The following is a 15,986-nucleotide window of genomic DNA, read 5'->3' on the forward strand; positions in this document are numbered from 1 at the left end:
TCTCCTTTCACGGTCGTGCGCTTTCCCGGTCGTGCGCTCAGAGCCGGCCGGCCCCGCCGCGGGCCGGACACCGGTGTCGTGCGGGTTTCGGGCCGCGCCCGCGGCCGCGTCAGAGGAAGGGGTCATGGGCCGTCCCGGCGCGCCGCGGCGCCGGGCGCGGACAGGTGACGGTGATCGCCGCGCCAGCGTCGGCGCAGCAGCCGGTCGTGGCTGACCACGACGAGGGCGCCGGGATAGGCGTCCAGGGCGGCCTCCAGCTCCTCGACCAGAGCGGGCGAGAGGTGATTGGTGGGCTCGTCGAGCAGCAGGACGTCGGCCGGTTCGACGACCAGGCGGGCCAGGGCCAGGCGTTGCCGCTGCCCCGCCGACAGCCGTCCCACCGGCACCGTCAGCAGATCGCGTCCGAACAATCCCAGCGACAGCAGCAGGTCGACGTGGTCGGCGGGCGGTCCGGGCCTGCCGCGCGCGAACGCGTGCAGCAACGGCTCGCCCGGCTCGGGGAACACCGGATCCTGCGGCAGATGGCCGACGCGCCCCCGGCGGGTCACCCGTCCGCCGTCCGCGGCCAGGTCCCCGGCCAGGACGCGCAACAGGGTGCTCTTGCCCGCCCCGTTCGGGCCGCTGATGAGGAGCCGCCCGCCCGCCTTGAGGGTCAGGCTCGTCGGCCCCAGCCGCCCGTCCACCCGCACGTCGGCGGCGTCGAGGACCACCCCCTCCGACCGCTCGGCGCGCAACGACGGCGTGAAGCGCAACGGCTCGGGCGGTGGGGGCACCGGATCGGCCAGCAGACGGCGCAGGCGCTCCTCGACGTTGCGCACCCGGCTCGCGACGGCCCGCTGGACCCGGCCCCCGGCCCGGTCGTAGGCCATCTTGTCGCCGTCCTTCCGCTCCCGGGCCGGGGCGACCCGGCGGGCCGTGGTCGCGGCGGCCTCACGGAGCCGCGCCACCTCCTCCCGCCACCGGTCGTGCTCCTGCTCCCGGCGCCGCCGGGCCGCCGCCTTCTCGGCCAGGTAGCCGGCATAGCCGTTGCCGTACCAGGCGACGTTCCGCCGATCGGCGTCCACCTCCACCAGGCCGGTCACGACGCGTTCCAGGAAGACCCGGTCGTGCGCGACCACGACGGTGGTGCCGCGGCGGGCCCGCAGATGCTCCTCCAGCCAGGTCAGTGCGTCGTCATCGAGGTGGTTGGTCGGCTCGTCCAGCAGCAGCGCCTCCGGCCCCGCCGCCAGGACGGCCGCCAGCCGCAGCCGGGCCCGTTCGCCGCCCGACAGGCCGCCCACCGCGCGGTCGCGGTCCAGCCCTCCCAGGCCGAGGCCGTGCAGGGCGCGTTCCACCCGGGCGTCGGCCTCATAGCCGCCGCGCAGTTCGAAGACCGTCAGCAGGTCGCCGTACTCGGCCAGGACCGATTCGTCACCGTCGGCCATCGCCGTCTCCAGACGGCGCATCCGTTCCTCGATCGACCGCAGCTCGTGCAGGGCGCGGTCGATGACCTGCCGCACGGTCAGCCGCGGATCCAGACGCCCGTCCTGGGCGAAGTGGCCGACGCCGCCGTCGGCCCGGACGATGACCTCCCCCTGGTCGGGGCGCTCCCGTCCGGCCAGCAGGCGGAGCAGGGTGGTCTTGCCGGAACCGTTCTCCCCGACGATCCCGGTGCGCTCGTTCACGGGGAACGAGCAGGTCACCCCGTCAAGGACGGGCCGCCCCCGGTACGCCTTGGTGACGGCGAGCAGGGTGAGCTGGGTGGGCATGGAGGCACTCCGAAGCATTCGAGGACGGGCACGAGACCGGGCGAACGCTTCGGAGGACCATCGGACGACTCCATTAATGCGACAACTGTTGCATTAAGATGATGGCATGTCGCCCGCCTCGAGCACAACCCCCGCCCGCCGCCCCGGAGGCCGCACCGCCCGCGTCCGCGCCCAGGTCCTCGCGGCGGTCCGCGCCCAGCTCGTCGAACACGGCTACGACGCGCTCACCATCGACGCCGTCGCCGCCCGCGCCGGCGTCCACCGGACGACCGTCTACCGCCGCTGGCGCGATGTGGGCGGCCTGCTCGCCGACGTCCTCGACGAGACGAGCGACGACGACTGGCGACCCCCGGACACCGGCTCCCTGGAAGACGACCTGACCGCCCTCAACCAGGAGATCTTCGACGCCCTCACCGCCGACCCCCCGATCACCACGGCCCTGATCGCCGCCTCGTTCCGCTCCGAGGAGGCCGCCCGCGCCCTCCGGCGCCTGTGGCAGGACCGCTACACCCGCTGCGAACCCCTGGTCGACCGCGCCGTCCGCCGGGGTGAGATCCCCCGGGACACCGACCCCCGCGCCCTCCTCATCGCCGCGACCGCCCCCCTCTACCACCACCTCGTCCTCCTGCGGACCCCGCCCGACCCCCGCCTCCCCGCTCAGACCGCCCGCTCCATCGCCAAGGCCGCCGCCGGCGGCGCCTTCAGCGTCTCCGCCCCGCCCGCCGAGGCCCGCCCCTGACCGCACGACGCCGCCGCCCCGCCGCGCCATGAGGACGCCATGAGGACGCCAGCCCCGCGGCGAGGCCGACGGCGCCCCGGACGGGCCGCCCGGGGCGCGGAAACGCGAAGATCAGAACGCAGACGGCCTCGGGCCGCCCGGAGGCCGTCTGGCGGCCGAGGTCACGACTCGCGGGCGGCCTCGACGTCGGCCTCGGAGTCGGGCCGGGGGAGGCCGCGCGAGGCCGCGGCGATCACCTCGTCCAGGACCTCCCGCGACCGGAGCAGGTCGTTGATCATCCGGTCGATGCGGGCGCGCTCTTCGATCAGATCGGCGACCAGCCGGGGCGTGGCGATCTCGGAGGGACCGCCGTCGGAGTCCCGCATGCAGGGCAGCAGCTGGGCGATCTTCTTGCTGCACAGCCCCGCCGCGAACAGCTCCTGGATGCGGATGACCCGGTCGACGGCGCTCTCGGGATACTCGCGATGACCGCCGGGAGTGCGCGTGGACGTCAACAGCCCCTGCTGCTCGTAGTAGCGCAGCGAACGCTCGCTCACCCCGGTCCGCCGGGCCAGCTCACCGATCCGCATCACCCGCTCCGCTCCCGTCCCCGGGCCCGAACCCGACACCCACGCCATTCTCCCCGGCGACTCTCCCCGGCGACCTCCCGGCGGTCGCGGGCCTCCCCGGGCCGAGGCGCCCCTCACCGCCTTCCGCCGAGGTCTCCCGGAGTCCTCGAAGCCGCGTCCGACGACCGGGCCCGCTTCGGGCGCCCGGCATGCCCCGCTCGATCCAGCCCGTCTCCAGGGGCCCGCAGGGGCCGATCGGCGCGCCGCATCCCGCCAGATCCTCTCCCGTTCGGAGCGCGATCCCACTCCCTTCTCACAAGGGAGCGACAGCGCAATCCATCATGCAAGTTTTCATGTAAACTCTCTTATGTGTCAGCGCTCCCTTCTCGGCCCTCCGGCGGTCACCGGAGGGCTGTAAGGCAGGCCTGCCGCCCCTTGAACCGGCCGGATGAGAGGAGGCGTCCGCCATGGGCGAGCCCGAGAAGAGGAGAGACAACGGGTCGGGCTGGTACTGGCGCATCCGGATCGGTCTTGAGGTGATCAAGACCGGTCTGTGGGTGGGCTTCCAGTGGCTCCGCTCCGGCGGGCCGTTCGGCCCTCTTCTGTGAACGCCAAGGGCCTCACACCCCAGAAGACCTGAGCAGGTCGGGGGGCTGGGGCCCTTCCACCCCGCTCACCTGCGGCCATCGAGAACATCCGCGGGCCACGCATGCGCGCTCGCATGCAGGCACGCAGAACCCGGCGGGCCGGGCCTCACCGGCTCGGCGGCCTGAGGGCGCCTCAGGCGGCTCCGACTGCACCGGAAGCCGTTCCCGCCGGCCGGAAGCGCGCAAGAGCCTCATGCTCCGGGTCGAACACGGGAACGCCTCTCACCCGCACCATCGGCACGGCGCCCGCATCCCTCGATCACCCGGCCGCAACGCCACGCCCACACCCCCGCAGCCGCGCCTCCCGGCGCCGACGCCTCCTCGGCCGAACGGCCCGCCCGGCACACCGAACGATGGAGGGCCCGAACGGGCGAGACACCCCCGCAAAAGGGGGGGCCGGCGAGAAAAGGAGGCCGACCCCGACCTATTTCTGCACGCCCCTTTCACGGGCTTCGCCCTCGCCCCGCGACCGCCCCTTCGGCCACCCTTCGACCTGCGGAAACCCCACCCCGGCCGCACCTGGCACTTTGATTTCTCGTTCTCCGCCGAGACCTAATCTGCCGTGCGCGAAATTCCCGGCAGGCGGAGTGGCATGTTGCAGAATTCAAGGGTTTTTTTTGTTACCGACGCCTGAGAGGCCGCCAGGATGCTGTAGCCGGCCAGGCCGCTGCTCCCGAGCGCAGCGACCACCTGATGCAGGGAAGGCATCTCAGAGAAACCCGACAGCATCGACAACAGCACCGACATGGCGCTGGTGATCGCGGCGACGACCACGGGGCGCCGCTCGCATCGCGGGGGACGGTCGGCTCGTCGATCCCGCCTGGGTGCAGGTCGCCTGCTCACCGTTCGCTCCACAGGAGTACGCGCTGCACCCGGTACGACGAGACTCCCCCGCCCGCAGTTCCGCTACGGCAGCATGCGGTAACACGGTGCTATCGCAGCAGATAGACGACAGCGCCTCCCCCGCATCGCCCACAGCCTCTCCGGCAGGCCGCCGCGCCCGCCCCGCCGGGACGGGACGCCACACCGACGCGCCCTAGTAGACCCACGCCTCCGTGCCGGACCAGCGCCCCTCGCCGGCGGGCGGAGGGATCGTGGCGTCCGCCGTGAACACCAAAGGACCGTCGCCCCACAGGTCATAGAGCACGAGCAGGGCCTCCTTCGCCCACGCGCACGGCCCCTCCACCGTGTCGTAACCGGGGGTGTCGCCCGGGGCGAAGCGGCCGCAGGGGCAAAAGCCGCCGGGCGGCGGGCAGGGGGTGGGGCGCCCCACCAGCATGGCGTCCCACGGCCGGTCCCCCACCGCCGCATGCCGCAGCCGCCGCTGGACGTCGTAGAGCAGCTCGAACCCGATCCCGTCCTCGCCGAGACGCTCATCCAGCTCCTCGGCGAGCCGCTCATAGGCCTCGCCGTGCCATCCGGTCTGGTGGTTCCCGATCAGGAACACCGACCGATGCGGCCGCACGGGCACCGGACGGTCCAGGTCGGGGCCGGTGTCGGCCTCGTTGAGACATCTCAGGCCGGCCGGCGGGCGAGTGGGCCGCAGCCGTTCCGGGGGCGCGTCGGAGTACAGCACGACATGGTCGGGCTCGACACCGGTGCGGTCCTCGTCGAAGAAGAACCACAACCGGCCCGTGGCCGGCAGCCACCCCGCGTCCGCCGCGCCGGGCACCTCGGCCAGGTCGATCTGCGCCGTGAAGGCGAGCGCGACCTCCTCGCCGGGGGCGACGCGGACGGTGGGCCAGGACATGTCCTCGGGCAGATCCGGCAGCCCGCCGATGCGCGAGCCGCCGACGGCCGGCGGGTCCTGCGCGTCGTGCCCCGGGCCGAGCAGCCAGGCCGGGCGCGCGAGGGCGCGGATCCGGTCGGTGAGATCGGCGACCTCGCGGTCGGGCAGTTCGATCTCCTCGCGCACGGCCGCAACGAGCATCGCGTCCAGATCCCGCGGCAGCAGATGACCGTTGCCGGCCGAGGGCGAGGAGGGGGAGATCGACATGACCGCAGACTAAGCCCGCCGCGCCCCGAGGCAGGCATGCGCCGAACGGCCGGCGCACCGGCCCGCTCCCCCTCCCGAGATCGGTCCTATGTAGGTTGTCATACATAAATCCGGCATGACCGGAACCCCGTGCCGCCGTGAGGAGACCACGTGACCGAGACCGACGCCCCACCGCACCCGTTCGACGCGGCCATCGCGCTCACCCCCGTGGCCGACGACCGCATGCGGGGTCGGACCCGGCCGGAGTACGCGAACATGGTCGGCCCCTTCGGCGGCATCACCGCCGCCGCCTTCGTGCACGCCGTCCAGCAGCGCCCCGACCGGCTCGGCGACCCGGTCGCCCTCACCGTCAACTACGCCGCCCCCATCGCCGACGGCGACTTCGACATCACCGTGCGGGCCGCGCGCACCAACCGCACCACCCAGCACTGGACGCTCGAACTGACGCAGAACGGCAACGTCACGACCACCGCCACCGCGGTGTTCGGCACCCGCCGCGACACCTGGTCGGACACCGAGCCCGCCATGCCCTCGGCGCCGCCGCCGGACGCCGTCCCCGTGGGAGGCTTCCCCGACTTCATCGCCTGGGCCCGCAACTACGAGATGCGGTTCGTCGACGGCGCCGTCCCGGAGCAGGAGGGCGCCGAGCACCCGGACTCCACCACGACCCTGTGGGTGCGCGACACCCCGGCCCGCCCCCTGGACTTCCCGGCGCTGACGGCGCTGGCCGACGTGTTCTACCCGCGGGTGTTCCTGCGCCGCGGCCGGTTCATGGCCGCCGGCACCATCTCCCTCACCGTCTACTTCCACGCCGACGCCGAAGAGATCGCGGCCCAGGGCGACGAGCACATCCTGGCCACCGCACGCGCCCACCGCTTCTCGCGCGGCTACTTCGACCAGACGGCCCACCTGTGGGGCCGCGACGGCACCCTGCTGGCCTCCACCCACCAGCTGGTCTACTTCAAGGACTGACCACCCGCCCGCCCTCGCCGCCCCCGGCCGCCGAGGGCGGCGTCACGGCGATCGCACGGCATCCGCGCGCCGCACACCGCCGCCCGCCCGCGCCGGTCAGCGGACCGGACGCCGCCGGACACGCCGACCCTCTGCTCAGGACGCCCCGTCGGCGGCGCCCGACGGGCCTTCGGACACCGCCCCCACAGGGTGCAGGGCGGGTCCGGCGCCGAAGGCGTCGGCGCACAGCTGCGCGAACTGGAGAACGCCGGGCAGCAGCAGGATCCAGCCGAGCAGGGCCCAGCCCAGGTGGAGATGGCCGACGGCACGGGCCCATGCGGCGACGCCCTCGGCCCGGACCCCGTCGAGGCGTTCGTAGGCCATGCGACGAAGTCCCCGCGGGTGGGTCTCGGCGTCCCGAACCTCCAGGGCGACCGGGGAGCGGCGGGCGATCCAGGCGGCGAGCGGGCTGCACCGGTCGCACCCGCCGGCGATCCACAGCACGGCGGGAGCGGTGTCCAGGCAGGGGCGCGGCCGCGGCAGCCAGGGCCGGACGGCGGCGCGGTAACGGGTCCAGGCCGGGCCGTGCAGAGCGCGCAACTGCTCCTCCTCGTGCCAGGCGGCCAGGCCTGCGCCGTAGGACACGGCGACCGCCGCGCCGAGCAGGAAGACCGGATCGAGCGGAGCGACGATCAAGTAGGTCAAGGTCATGGCGGTCTGCATGGGGTTGCGCAGATAGGCGTAAGGGCCGGTGGTGACCAGGCGGGAGGGCGGATCGTACGGCAGCGGGGTGCCGCGGCCGGCGCGGGCGAACTCGCCCACGGCCGCGGCGGCCACGGCGGCCGGCACGAGCAGCGCCTGCGCGACGAGGCCGAGCGCCCAGACGGGGCGTTCGGGGACATCGCTCAACGCGATCGGCAGCGCCGCCATCAGCCCGACCGCCACGACGCCCTGCATGGCCACCCGTGCCATCAGGCGGCGCCCGGTCAGCGTCCACCGCGCCAGGAGCAGCCCCGGCGCCAGCGCGAGCAGGGCCGCCACCGCCTCCCCGGTCAGCCAGGACGGCCCCAGCAGCACGACCGGTTCCCCCAGCGGCATCACCGCCAGATCCAGCCACACGGCCAGAGCACCGACCAGCAGCGGATGCAGCCGACGCAGGGCCAGGACCGCGACGCCGCCCCACAGCACGGCCCAGCCCAGCAGCAGATCGACCGGGACGCCCGCGACGGCGCCGCCCTCGACGTGGAAACGCCACCAGCCGACGCGCAGCGCCACGGCGTTGACCACGGCCAGCGCCAGAACGTTCCAGCCCGTTCCCAGGATCACAGCGGCGATCTCGGCCCGCCCGGGCGGCCGCCACCGCAACAGCGCCGCCACGGCCAGCACCGGAACGAACAGGGCGACGGCACGGACGAGCGCGGGGTCGGTCACGGCAGGCCCGCCGGGGCGGTGAAGGTCTCGGCCAGGTAGGCGGCGGCCTCCCGCATGGCGTACCGCTGGAGGGGGCCGAAGTACCAGGCGGGGTCAAACGTTCGCTGGTAGCGCAGGGTGACGGTCAGGCGGGGGCCGTTCCAGCGGAACTCGGCCTCGGTGAGCCGGATCCAGCGGGCCAGGGTGGTGTCGGCGGTGACGGTGAAGACGGCCAGGCCCGGAGCGGTGCGGGCGACGGTCAGCTCCATGGAACGAGGAGTGGGGCGGGAGCCGATGCCGAGGGATCGGCGGGGGGTGAAGGTGATGCGGCGGACGTCGCCGGGGCGCAGTCCGGTGCCGGTGGCCTGCAGGGGGCGGGGGAACCCCCGGCGCAGCAGGCGGGAGCGGACGGGCCCGAAACGGGGGGCGGCGGCCAGAGCGGCGTGCAGGTCGGTGCCGGCGGGGGCGGTGCGGCTGACGGTGACCTCTCCCCCGCGGGGCAGGGAGGCCTCGGCGCCCTCGACACCGGCCAGCAGCAGCGGCAGCACCAGCAGGGCCTGCATGCCGCGCCGCCGGCGGACGTAGTCGGCCGCGAGACCCACGAGAACGCCGACCAGGTAGAACAGCGGGGCGGAGAAGACGAGGCAGACGACCCCCTCGTCGAGCAGGGGTCCGGCCAGGGCCAGGCCGACGGTGATGGCGGCGGTGATGGTGCCGGTCGTGCTGCGGGGCCGGGCGGTGGTCACGACGGTCAACGCGATCAGGGCGGGGATGCCGACGTAGAACAGGGCGGTCTGCTCCAGCCGGCCGGCGTGAAGGATCTTGTAGGCGAGGATCGCGGCGAACAGGGCGGCCACGACGGCGGCGAGGGTGCGGCGAGCGGACCGCCGACTGCGGGGATCGGGCACGACCACGGACGTCTCCCTTCACGGGCCAGGGCCGTGGCGCGGCCGGAAGATCCGGGCGTGCGGCGGCCGGGGCACTGATTGATCGATCGATTTAATCAGTCGATTAAACCGTATGATGAAGGAGGCCCCGACCACCGGTCCAGGAGAGAGCGTTTGAGCGGGAAGAACAGCGCCGAGACCCGAGAGCGCCTGCTGCAGGCCGCCGCCGACACGCTGCGCACCGAGGGGTACGCCGGCACCAGCGCCCGCACGATCGCCAAGGCCGCCGGCTGCAACTCGGCGCTGATCTTCTACCACTTCGGCGGGGTCGACCAGTTGCTGCTCGCCGCGCTCGACCGTTCCGCCCAGGAACGCATGGAGGCCTATCGCCCGCTGGTCGCCGCCGCGCACACCCTGGAAGACCTCGTCGAGGCCGCCACCGCCATCTACCGCGCCGATCTGGAGGGCGGCCACATCACCCTGTTCACCGAACTGGTCGGCGCCGCCATCAGCCGCCCCGAACTGCGCGCCGAGATCACCGCCCGGGCCGAACCGTGGATCGACTTCATCGAGGAGAACCTGGAGCGGGTCATCGGCGGCACCCCGCTGGGCAGGCTGCTGCCCCCGCGCGAACTGGCCTACGCCGCCCTCACCTTCTACATGGGCGTCAACCTGTTCACCCACCTGGACGCCGACCGCACCCGCACCGACGCCCTGTTCTCCCTGGCCGCCCGCGTCGCCCCCCGCGCCCGCCTGCTCACCATGCGCCTTCCCCGCCGCTCCAAAGGCTCTGGTTCCCCGTGAAACATCCGCGCCGCCGCCCGGCGCTCCACCCCGTCCGGGCACGCCCCGGCCGCGCCGCCGGCGCATGCGCCGCAACGGCCGATCGCGCGGAGGGCCGCCGGGCCCGCATGTGACACCGGCCCTCGAAACGGCGCCCTCCGGGTTCCGGTCCCGCCCTCAGGGAAGGACCAGCACGTCACTGTTGTCGAGAACGCACGGCCGGACCATCCGGACCGGCGACCGTGCCGGACGGAGGGGCCGACCGACGAGGGAGGCGGGCATGAACCGCCACGACGTCGCCGAGGTGCTGGCCAGCCCGATCTCACGCGAGCTGCTGGACTCGCCGATCCCCGCACGACTGGCCTACATCGGCCTCGACGGTGCGCCCCGGGTGATCCCGGTCGGGTTCTGGTGGACCGGCGAGCACATGGTCATGGCCACCGTGCCGGCATCGCCGAAGGTGCAGGCGCTGCGGCGGAACCCGCATGTGGCGCTCACCATCGACACCGAACGGGAATGGCCGCCGCGGGCGCTGCTGATCCGCGGCACGGCACGGGTCGAGATGGTCGACGAGGTGCCGGACTCCTACATCGACGCGGCCCGGAAGTCGGTCCCGGCCGAGCATTTCGAGAGCTGGGAGCAGGGAGTGCGGGACCTGTACGACCGGATGGCCGTCATCACCGTCGAACCGGACTGGGCGAAGCTGCTGGACTTCGAGACCACCCTCCCCCAGGCCGTCGAGGACCTGATGCGGGAACGCCAGGGCGCGAACGGCGCCGACGGACGGCACGCGGCCGACGATGGGTTGCGGGAGAGCTGAGGGACGACCTGCATCCAAATGGATGCCGCGCAACGTTCAACTCAAGGCTGCCTACGTACAGCAAGGCCACAGAGCCACCAGAACCGGCACCTACTGGGTCATCTCTCTGAACTCTCCCTCCCCAGAGCGAAAGCTGAGACCGCTTATCGGCCCATTCCGCTCACGCAGGGAGGCCAGCTTGAGCCGCCGGATCGGCTCGTCGACGGCCGGATCACCCCCGCTCGCGCGGGGAGGACAGGTCGGAGTGCTGCTCCCAGCACGGTGGGATCGGATCACCTCCGCTCGCGCGGGGAGGACGCCAGGTCCGCCGCCGCCCGCACCAGCCGGTACGGATCACCCCCGCTCGCGCGGGGAGGACCCGCTGCTGGGGGTCAAAGCCCTCCCCAACCCCGGATCACCCCCGCTCGCGCGGGGAGGACGCCTCGACTAAGCAAGCAAGCTTGGAAGCTTGCGGATCACCCCCGCTCGCGCGGGGAGGACACGCCCATTGGCGTCTACCCGCGCCAGCATGGAGGATCACCCCCGCTCGCGCGGGGAGGACCGGCGCGGATCTGCTCGGCGATGGCGGGCTGGCGGATCACCCCCGCTCGCGCGGGGAGGACCGCCTTCGTGACTACGCTCCGTGACAAGTTCGCGGATCACCCCCGCTCGCGCGGGGAGGACGACGGCCAGGTGAAATATTCGCCCGGCCTCGGCGGATCACCCCCGCTCGCGCGGGGAGGACTGCCGTTGCTGGTGCGGCGGAGGCGGATGAGGCGGATCACCCCCGCTCGCGCGGGGAGGACCGGAGTGACATCCAGCGCGAACGCGACCGGATCGGATCACCCCCGCTCGCGCGGGGAGGACGGGGAATTCATACACGCTCATGTCTGCTGGTCCGGATCACCCCCGCTCGCGCGGGGAGGACAGCAGCTCCTGCTCGCTGCCCGCCAGCTGCTCCGGATCACCCCCGCTCGCGCGGGGAGGACGGAACTCCGACCCGGCCGATCATCCACGTAGACGGATCACCCCCGCTCGCGCGGGGAGGACTGGCTCGCCGAACGGACGGAGTCCGGTCGGCACGGATCACCCCCGCTCGCGCGGGGAGGACCTGCGGTGTACCGCCTTAACGCGGCTGCGGAGACGGATCACCCCCGCTCGCGCGGGGAGGACAGGGCATGGCGAGCGGTGCGCTCGGTGATGTGCGGATCACCCCCGCTCGCGCGGGGAGGACGCGCCGGTGGACACAGCTGGAGCGACTCACCGCGGATCACCCCCGCTCGCGCGGGGAGGACCACCCGCCGGACAGGTCGCGGCCCTGCGCCCCCGGATCACCCCCGCTCGCGCGGGGAGGACCGCTGAGGAATCGAGCTTGACGTTTTATGCGAGGGATCACCCCCGCTCGCGCGGGGAGGACAGGAAGCTCCAAGACCCGCTAGTCAGGCGGAACGGATCACCCCCGCTCGCGCGGGGAGGACACTTTCTGACCTGGGACGATGCTAGAGGTTTACTGATTCGTTATCCGGCTCGGCGGGGTTGAGGGCAATGAGGGTCAAGCCATCGAAGTCGATGGGGGTTCGACGGCGTTGGCCGGCGGTGCGGAGGGTGTAACCCTGCTCGTTGGCATCGGGATGGAGAAGAACGGCAGCGCCATCACCGACAGATGCGGCGACGGCCGCCCACAGCTCAGTGCGCACGCGGGCGGAGAGGCTGCCTACATAGAGGCCGGGTGCTGGTTCGATCATCCAGCGAGTGAGGGCCCCGCGTAGGTGGTCGGGGATGGCGGTGGTGGCGATGACGGTCATGGTGGCCATGTCAGTCGTCGTAGTCGTGTCCGTAATTGGTACCGCCGGCCAGGCGCCCGAAGTCGGGGTCCCACAGGTCGACGAGTTCCTCGGCGGCCTCCTCGGCGTCTTCCCGGCGAGTGCCGTCATCGGGGTCCAGAAGGGATTGGATGTCGGCGACGATGCGCGGGAGAAGGCGAAAGAGACGCAGGCCGTCGCGGAAAGACCGGCGGGCCTGACCTTCGGGGTCTGAGGCGTCGTGGAGAGAGAAAGCGAGAGGAACGGTCAGCTCGGCCTTATAGAGGTCGGCGATGTCGTAGACGAACGAGTGAGAGGTGCCGGTGTGGATGAAGCCGAGGCCCGGTGAGCAGCCGATGGCGTTGATGGCGGCGTGGACGATGCCGTACAGGCAGGCGTTGGCAGCCGAGAAGGCCCGGTTGACGGGGTCCTGGCCGTCCCAGTCCTCGGGGTTGTAGGAGCGTTTGAAGGGGCGGAGCCCGTGCTGTCGGGCGTGCAGGCGGTAGAGGGCCTTCATGCGTTGCCCCTCCATGCCGCGCAGCCGGGCGATGGGAGCGTCGGCAGGGGCTGTCTCACCGAACCGGCGCAGATACATGCGATGAGCGACGGCGGTGCGTTCGGCGTCGTCGGCCCAGGCCCGGGCTTGGAGTTCCAGCCAGCGGGTGGGCAGGGAGTCGGGGACGTTGGCTGCGTAGCAGCGCACTCCTGCAGTCCCGGTGCAGACAACGGTCGTGCCGTGGCGGGCCAGGGTGGAGAGGGCACGGGCGGTGATGGAGACACCCGGGCCGAGCAGGAGGCAGCCCAGCGCGGCGGTGGGCAGGGCGACTCGGCGTTGCTCCTCGCCGAGTTGGAAGAAGGCTTTGACGCCGGTGTCGTCTTGGACGATGCGGGCGACATCGATGTAGAGGAACGACAGCGAGTCGCCGATGCGCGGCAGCATGGCTGCGGTGGGTGCGGCCAGCCGCTGACGGGCGTTGCGTGGCGGGGTGATGCTCATGGTGCTGGGGCGATGGTCAAAAGTCCGCAGCCGTAGGCTTTGCCGCGTCCGATCCCGGTGCAGATCCGGTCGATAAGGGCTTTGGGATCGGTGACGGTGGCGGTGCCGTCGAACTGGGTGCGGGCGTGGGTGACGCGGCTGTTGTCCGGGCGCCTGCCGGTGCCGTCGTCGAGCCGCCTGCTGTGCAGGCTGCGCAGGACGAGGCCGGCGGTGTCGGCTTGGCGTCGCCACCATTCGTCGGCCTCGGCGCCTTGAAGCGGAACGACCTGTTTGGGACGGCCGGCGGTGGTGTTCCTGCCGAGCTTGCGGGTGGCGTTGGCAACGATCCGGTAGTGGACGTTCGCCCCTTCATGGAGTCTGCTCAGCAGCGGGTTCAGGGATTTGCAGCGAGCGGTTCCGTAGGAGGCGGGAAGCTTTTCCAGAGCGGGTTCGATGGCGCTCTGCATCAGGATCATGGCCCCGGCGGGCCGTGTTTCCAGGCGGAACAGGACGGCGGCCCGTCGGCGGGCGTCGGGGCCCAGACCGTCCGGGAACAGACTCATGATGCGCCGGTGCAGGCGGACGACGTCCCGCAGGTCATCGAGGGCGGCGCGGTCGCGTGGGTCGGGGATGATCTGAGTGATCCACAGTTCGGTGTTCATGGCGACGTCGGGGGATCTTCGCTGGGCTGCTCGGACTCGAGGTGGTCAATGATCTTGGTGAGGTAGTCGAGGCCTCGTCCCGCGCACTGCCGTGCGGGCAGACGCAGGTGCCGTCGGTGGACGGGGCGGCTCTGGAATCGCCGGTGGTGGGGTTCGAAGGAGATCGGCTCGTCCTGGGCTTCGGTGTAGACCTGTTCGTCCTCCGGGACGATGAGGTCGGCGGGCCACGCGGGAGCGTCGAACGGGGTGTCGCTGCGGAACTCGATCAGGACGTCGCTTCGGTCATGCGGGGCCGTCCGGGCGAGGGGAAAGCCGATCAAGGCTGCGGTCGGGTCTGTGCGCAGGACGGTGAGCAGGAGCGGAGCGTTGGGCGGGCAGGACCGGCGGCCCAGGTAGAGCGGCCAGCACGGGGCGCGAAGGGCCTGGGCGCAGCGGTCCAGCAGGGCCGGGTCATCCGCGGTGACGACGACGGTGAACGCGGCGTCCTGCAGGTAGTAGCGCTCCGAGATGACGGTGGTTTTTCCCCGCTCACGCCGCTTGCCCTCGGCGGTGATCACCGTGAGGTCGCGAGGCATCCCGCCGCCGATGGTGTGGAAATCGCGCAGCAGCGTCCCGGGACGGTCGATCCGTACGGTGAACCGTAGGGCCGCCAGGTCGGCCACAGCCTCCTCACGGCGCCGACCGAAGGCAGCGGCGATCATGCCGATGAGTCCGGAGCGGGTGGGGGCGGTGGCGGTGTCCCGCCGGCTGAAGCGGGAGCGCTCCCCCCACGACTGCAGCGGCCCGCTCAGGTGCAGCAGAAAGCCCGTCGTGGGAGGTGCGTTCACTTGGTCTCCCGCACACCCAGAGCGGTGGCCAGCGCCCCTTCGATCAGCTCGTCGAAGGAGTCGACCCTTTCCCCCAGCGCTTCGGTTTCCTCCTGCGAGAGGGTCGCGTGGGCCGCATACCGGCATCCGCTCGTCCCCAGCAGCCTCTGCACGGCAGCGGCGTAGTCGTTCAAGGCGACGACCGACGGATCGCTGTGCCCGCCGTGCCGGTCGGCGCGCACCGGCTTTTCGAAGGCGCCGGCGTAGGAGACCGGCCGGTCGGTACGGACGGTCAGGTGCGCCAGATGCGGGATGGTGTTGGGGGCGGTGGAGTTCTTCTTGGCCCGGGGCAGGGACAGCAGCGCCGCCTTGAGGAGACCGGCCGCCAGCTCCCGGGTGTCGTCGAGCCCTTCGCCGAGGCCGGCGTGCAGGTCGCTCACGTCGAGAACGATGTAGCGGTAGAGCACTCCGGCGCTGTGCTCGGCATAGCCCGTGTGGGCACTGCCGGTGGTGTCGCCCCAGATGTCGGTAACGTCGTCCACCGCGCTGAAGTAGTCGATCTCGGCGCTGACGGCGTGCGTGGTGAACGCGTGGGCGACCTGGACGGCGCCGTCGACCTGGGCGTCGTCAACCTGGGCGAGCATTCGGCCGAACAGCTTGATGATGCCGTTGCGGCGGCAGAGGATCTCATCGACCTCGCTGGTGGGGATGACGCTGTTCTTGCGGCTGAACTTGGCCGAGTCCTTGGGCTCTTCGGCGTTCTCCAGCGCTTCGCGGTACTGAATGGCCAGCTCGGCCAGTTCGGCGATGGCCGAGACGGGGATGTAGACCATCGCGGCCGTGGACCAGTGCTCACTGGTGCCGCCGGTCTCCTTGTCGGCCTTCTTCTTGGGGGCCTCGCCGCCGACGCTGCTGGCGACCGCCACGTGCCGTCCTGCGCGTTCGGCCAGGTCGGAGGGCCAGTTGTGCTTCTCCTGCAGGTGGCGGGCGAGGTATTCGGGCAGCCGGCGGGTGCGCAGCGTGGCCTCGTGCCCGAGGGAGGTCTGCAGGTACAGGCGCATGGCCCGCTTCCAGCATTGGCTGCTGACCCGGGTGCGCTCCTTGCCGCCCCACGTGACGGTCTTGACGGCATTGGTGTCGTCCCGGTTGAGGTTGGCGAAGGGGATGGCCTGGATGATGTGCGCTTCAATGAAACGGCCGGGGATCGTGGTCATGAAGGGCTCCAGTCTTCA

General features: G+C 72.1%; 16 protein-coding genes and 1 CRISPR repeat array. Of the genes, 5 read left to right on the forward strand and 11 right to left on the reverse strand.

From position 1 onward, the window contains the following. Positions 1–122: 122 nt before the first annotated feature. Positions 123–1,748, reverse strand: coding sequence for a ribosomal protection-like ABC-F family protein (abc-f, locus tag EIO00_RS20250; protein ID WP_175596290.1), 1,626 nt, complete (start codon positions 1,746–1,748; stop codon positions 123–125). 106 nt (positions 1,749–1,854) lie between these two features. Between abc-f and EIO00_RS20255 the strand changes: the two genes are divergently transcribed. Further along, positions 1,855–2,487: a TetR/AcrR family transcriptional regulator gene (locus tag EIO00_RS20255; protein ID WP_140181352.1), complete on the forward strand. Its 633-nt coding sequence runs from the start codon at positions 1,855–1,857 to the stop codon at positions 2,485–2,487. A gap of 161 nt (positions 2,488–2,648) precedes the next feature. On the opposite strand, the gene EIO00_RS20260 is transcribed toward EIO00_RS20255, so the two are convergent. Then, positions 2,649–3,056 carry a MerR family transcriptional regulator gene (locus EIO00_RS20260; RefSeq protein ID WP_140181354.1) on the reverse strand — a complete coding sequence of 136 codons (408 nt, stop codon included), beginning with the start codon at positions 3,054–3,056 and terminating at the stop codon, positions 2,649–2,651. A gap of 446 nt (positions 3,057–3,502) precedes the next feature. On the opposite strand from EIO00_RS20260, the gene EIO00_RS24270 reads away from it, so the two are divergent. Next, positions 3,503–3,643, forward strand: coding sequence for a hypothetical protein (locus tag EIO00_RS24270; RefSeq protein ID WP_161602760.1), 141 nt, complete (start codon positions 3,503–3,505; stop codon positions 3,641–3,643). A 591-nt stretch (positions 3,644–4,234) separates the two neighbouring features. Here the strand turns inward: EIO00_RS24270 and EIO00_RS20265 are convergent. After that, complete coding sequence (locus EIO00_RS20265; RefSeq protein WP_161602761.1) at positions 4,235–4,456, reverse strand: hypothetical protein; 222 nt, start codon at positions 4,454–4,456, stop codon at positions 4,235–4,237. Positions 4,457–4,718: 262 nt separating this feature from the next. Then, the gene (locus EIO00_RS20270; RefSeq protein WP_206664212.1) at positions 4,719–5,678 is read right to left on the reverse strand and encodes a DUF1963 domain-containing protein; all 960 of its coding nucleotides are present in this window, start codon (positions 5,676–5,678) and stop codon (positions 4,719–4,721) included. A 150-nt stretch (positions 5,679–5,828) separates the two neighbouring features. Between EIO00_RS20270 and EIO00_RS20275 the strand changes: the two genes are divergently transcribed. Continuing rightward, positions 5,829–6,650 (forward strand): acyl-CoA thioesterase, encoded by an 822-nt coding sequence (locus EIO00_RS20275; protein WP_140181358.1) that lies wholly within the window; start codon positions 5,829–5,831, stop codon positions 6,648–6,650. A gap of 135 nt (positions 6,651–6,785) precedes the next feature. On the opposite strand, the gene EIO00_RS20280 is transcribed toward EIO00_RS20275, so the two are convergent. Together EIO00_RS20280 and EIO00_RS20285 are read right to left on the reverse strand one after the other, a co-directional pair. Next, entirely contained in the window at positions 6,786–8,060 is a 1,275-nt protein-coding gene (locus tag EIO00_RS20280; protein ID WP_140181360.1) for a methyltransferase family protein, read from the reverse strand. Then, complete coding sequence (locus EIO00_RS20285; RefSeq protein WP_140181362.1) at positions 8,057–8,953, reverse strand: hypothetical protein; 897 nt, start codon at positions 8,951–8,953, stop codon at positions 8,057–8,059. The genes EIO00_RS20280 and EIO00_RS20285 overlap by 4 nt, the downstream gene beginning before the upstream one ends. A 147-nt stretch (positions 8,954–9,100) precedes the next feature. On the opposite strand from EIO00_RS20285, the gene EIO00_RS20290 reads away from it, so the two are divergent. Continuing rightward, a complete protein-coding gene (locus tag EIO00_RS20290; RefSeq protein ID WP_140181364.1) occupies positions 9,101–9,730 on the forward strand; it encodes a TetR/AcrR family transcriptional regulator in 630 nt (209 codons plus the stop codon). Positions 9,731–9,989: 259 nt separating this feature from the next. Further along, positions 9,990–10,529 (forward strand): pyridoxamine 5'-phosphate oxidase family protein, encoded by a 540-nt coding sequence (locus tag EIO00_RS20295; RefSeq protein WP_140181366.1) that lies wholly within the window; start codon positions 9,990–9,992, stop codon positions 10,527–10,529. Positions 10,530–10,736: 207 nt separating this feature from the next. After that, a CRISPR array of direct repeats spans positions 10,737–11,986; the repeat unit is 29 nt; unit sequence CGGATCACCCCCGCTCGCGCGGGGAGGAC. 21 nt (positions 11,987–12,007) lie between these two features. On the opposite strand, the gene cas2e is transcribed toward EIO00_RS20295, so the two are convergent. Genes cas2e through cas7e form a run of 5 tightly spaced genes read right to left on the reverse strand, consistent with a single transcriptional unit; the run spans position 12,008 to position 15,968 of the window. Next, positions 12,008–12,322: a type I-E CRISPR-associated endoribonuclease Cas2e gene (gene cas2e, locus EIO00_RS20300; protein WP_140181368.1), complete on the reverse strand. Its 315-nt coding sequence runs from the start codon at positions 12,320–12,322 to the stop codon at positions 12,008–12,010. A gap of 1 nt (position 12,323) precedes the next feature. After that, a complete protein-coding gene (gene cas1e / locus EIO00_RS20305) occupies positions 12,324–13,307 on the reverse strand; it encodes a type I-E CRISPR-associated endonuclease Cas1e (protein WP_140181370.1) in 984 nt (327 codons plus the stop codon). Next, positions 13,304–13,948, reverse strand: a complete 645-nt coding sequence (cas6e, locus tag EIO00_RS20310) for a type I-E CRISPR-associated protein Cas6/Cse3/CasE (RefSeq protein ID WP_140181372.1) — start codon at positions 13,946–13,948, stop codon at positions 13,304–13,306. Before cas6e ends, cas1e begins: the two co-directional genes overlap by 4 nt. Further along, positions 13,945–14,775 carry a type I-E CRISPR-associated protein Cas5/CasD gene (cas5e, locus tag EIO00_RS20315; protein WP_140181374.1) on the reverse strand — a complete coding sequence of 277 codons (831 nt, stop codon included), beginning with the start codon at positions 14,773–14,775 and terminating at the stop codon, positions 13,945–13,947. The genes cas6e and cas5e overlap by 4 nt, the downstream gene beginning before the upstream one ends. After that, the gene (gene cas7e / locus EIO00_RS20320) at positions 14,772–15,968 is read right to left on the reverse strand and encodes a type I-E CRISPR-associated protein Cas7/Cse4/CasC (RefSeq protein WP_140181376.1); all 1,197 of its coding nucleotides are present in this window, start codon (positions 15,966–15,968) and stop codon (positions 14,772–14,774) included. The genes cas5e and cas7e overlap by 4 nt, the downstream gene beginning before the upstream one ends. Between the last annotated feature and the right edge of the window lie 18 nt (positions 15,969–15,986).

The sequence above is a fragment of the Thermomonospora catenispora genome, assembly GCF_006363815.1.
GTDB classification, from domain to species: Bacteria; Actinomycetota; Actinomycetes; order Streptosporangiales; family Streptosporangiaceae; genus Thermomonospora; species Thermomonospora catenispora.

Coding starts and splice junctions, on each gene's coding strand:
- abc-f (WP_175596290.1), bottom strand. CDS start 1,748: ATGCCCACCCAGCTCACCCTGCTCGCCGTCACCAAGGCGTACCGGGGG.
- EIO00_RS20255 (WP_140181352.1), top strand. CDS start 1,855: ATGTCGCCCGCCTCGAGCACAACCCCCGCCCGCCGCCCCGGAGGCCGC.
- EIO00_RS20260 (WP_140181354.1), bottom strand. CDS start 3,056: ATGCGGATCGGTGAGCTGGCCCGGCGGACCGGGGTGAGCGAGCGTTCG.
- EIO00_RS24270 (WP_161602760.1), top strand. CDS start 3,503: ATGGGCGAGCCCGAGAAGAGGAGAGACAACGGGTCGGGCTGGTACTGG.
- EIO00_RS20270 (WP_206664212.1), bottom strand. CDS start 5,678: ATGTCGATCTCCCCCTCCTCGCCCTCGGCCGGCAACGGTCATCTGCTG.
- EIO00_RS20295 (WP_140181366.1), top strand. CDS start 9,990: ATGAACCGCCACGACGTCGCCGAGGTGCTGGCCAGCCCGATCTCACGC.
- cas2e (WP_140181368.1), bottom strand. CDS start 12,322: ATGGCCACCATGACCGTCATCGCCACCACCGCCATCCCCGACCACCTA.
- cas1e (WP_140181370.1), bottom strand. CDS start 13,307: ATGAGCATCACCCCGCCACGCAACGCCCGTCAGCGGCTGGCCGCACCC.
- cas6e (WP_140181372.1), bottom strand. CDS start 13,948: ATGAACACCGAACTGTGGATCACTCAGATCATCCCCGACCCACGCGAC.
- cas7e (WP_140181376.1), bottom strand. CDS start 15,968: ATGACCACGATCCCCGGCCGTTTCATTGAAGCGCACATCATCCAGGCC.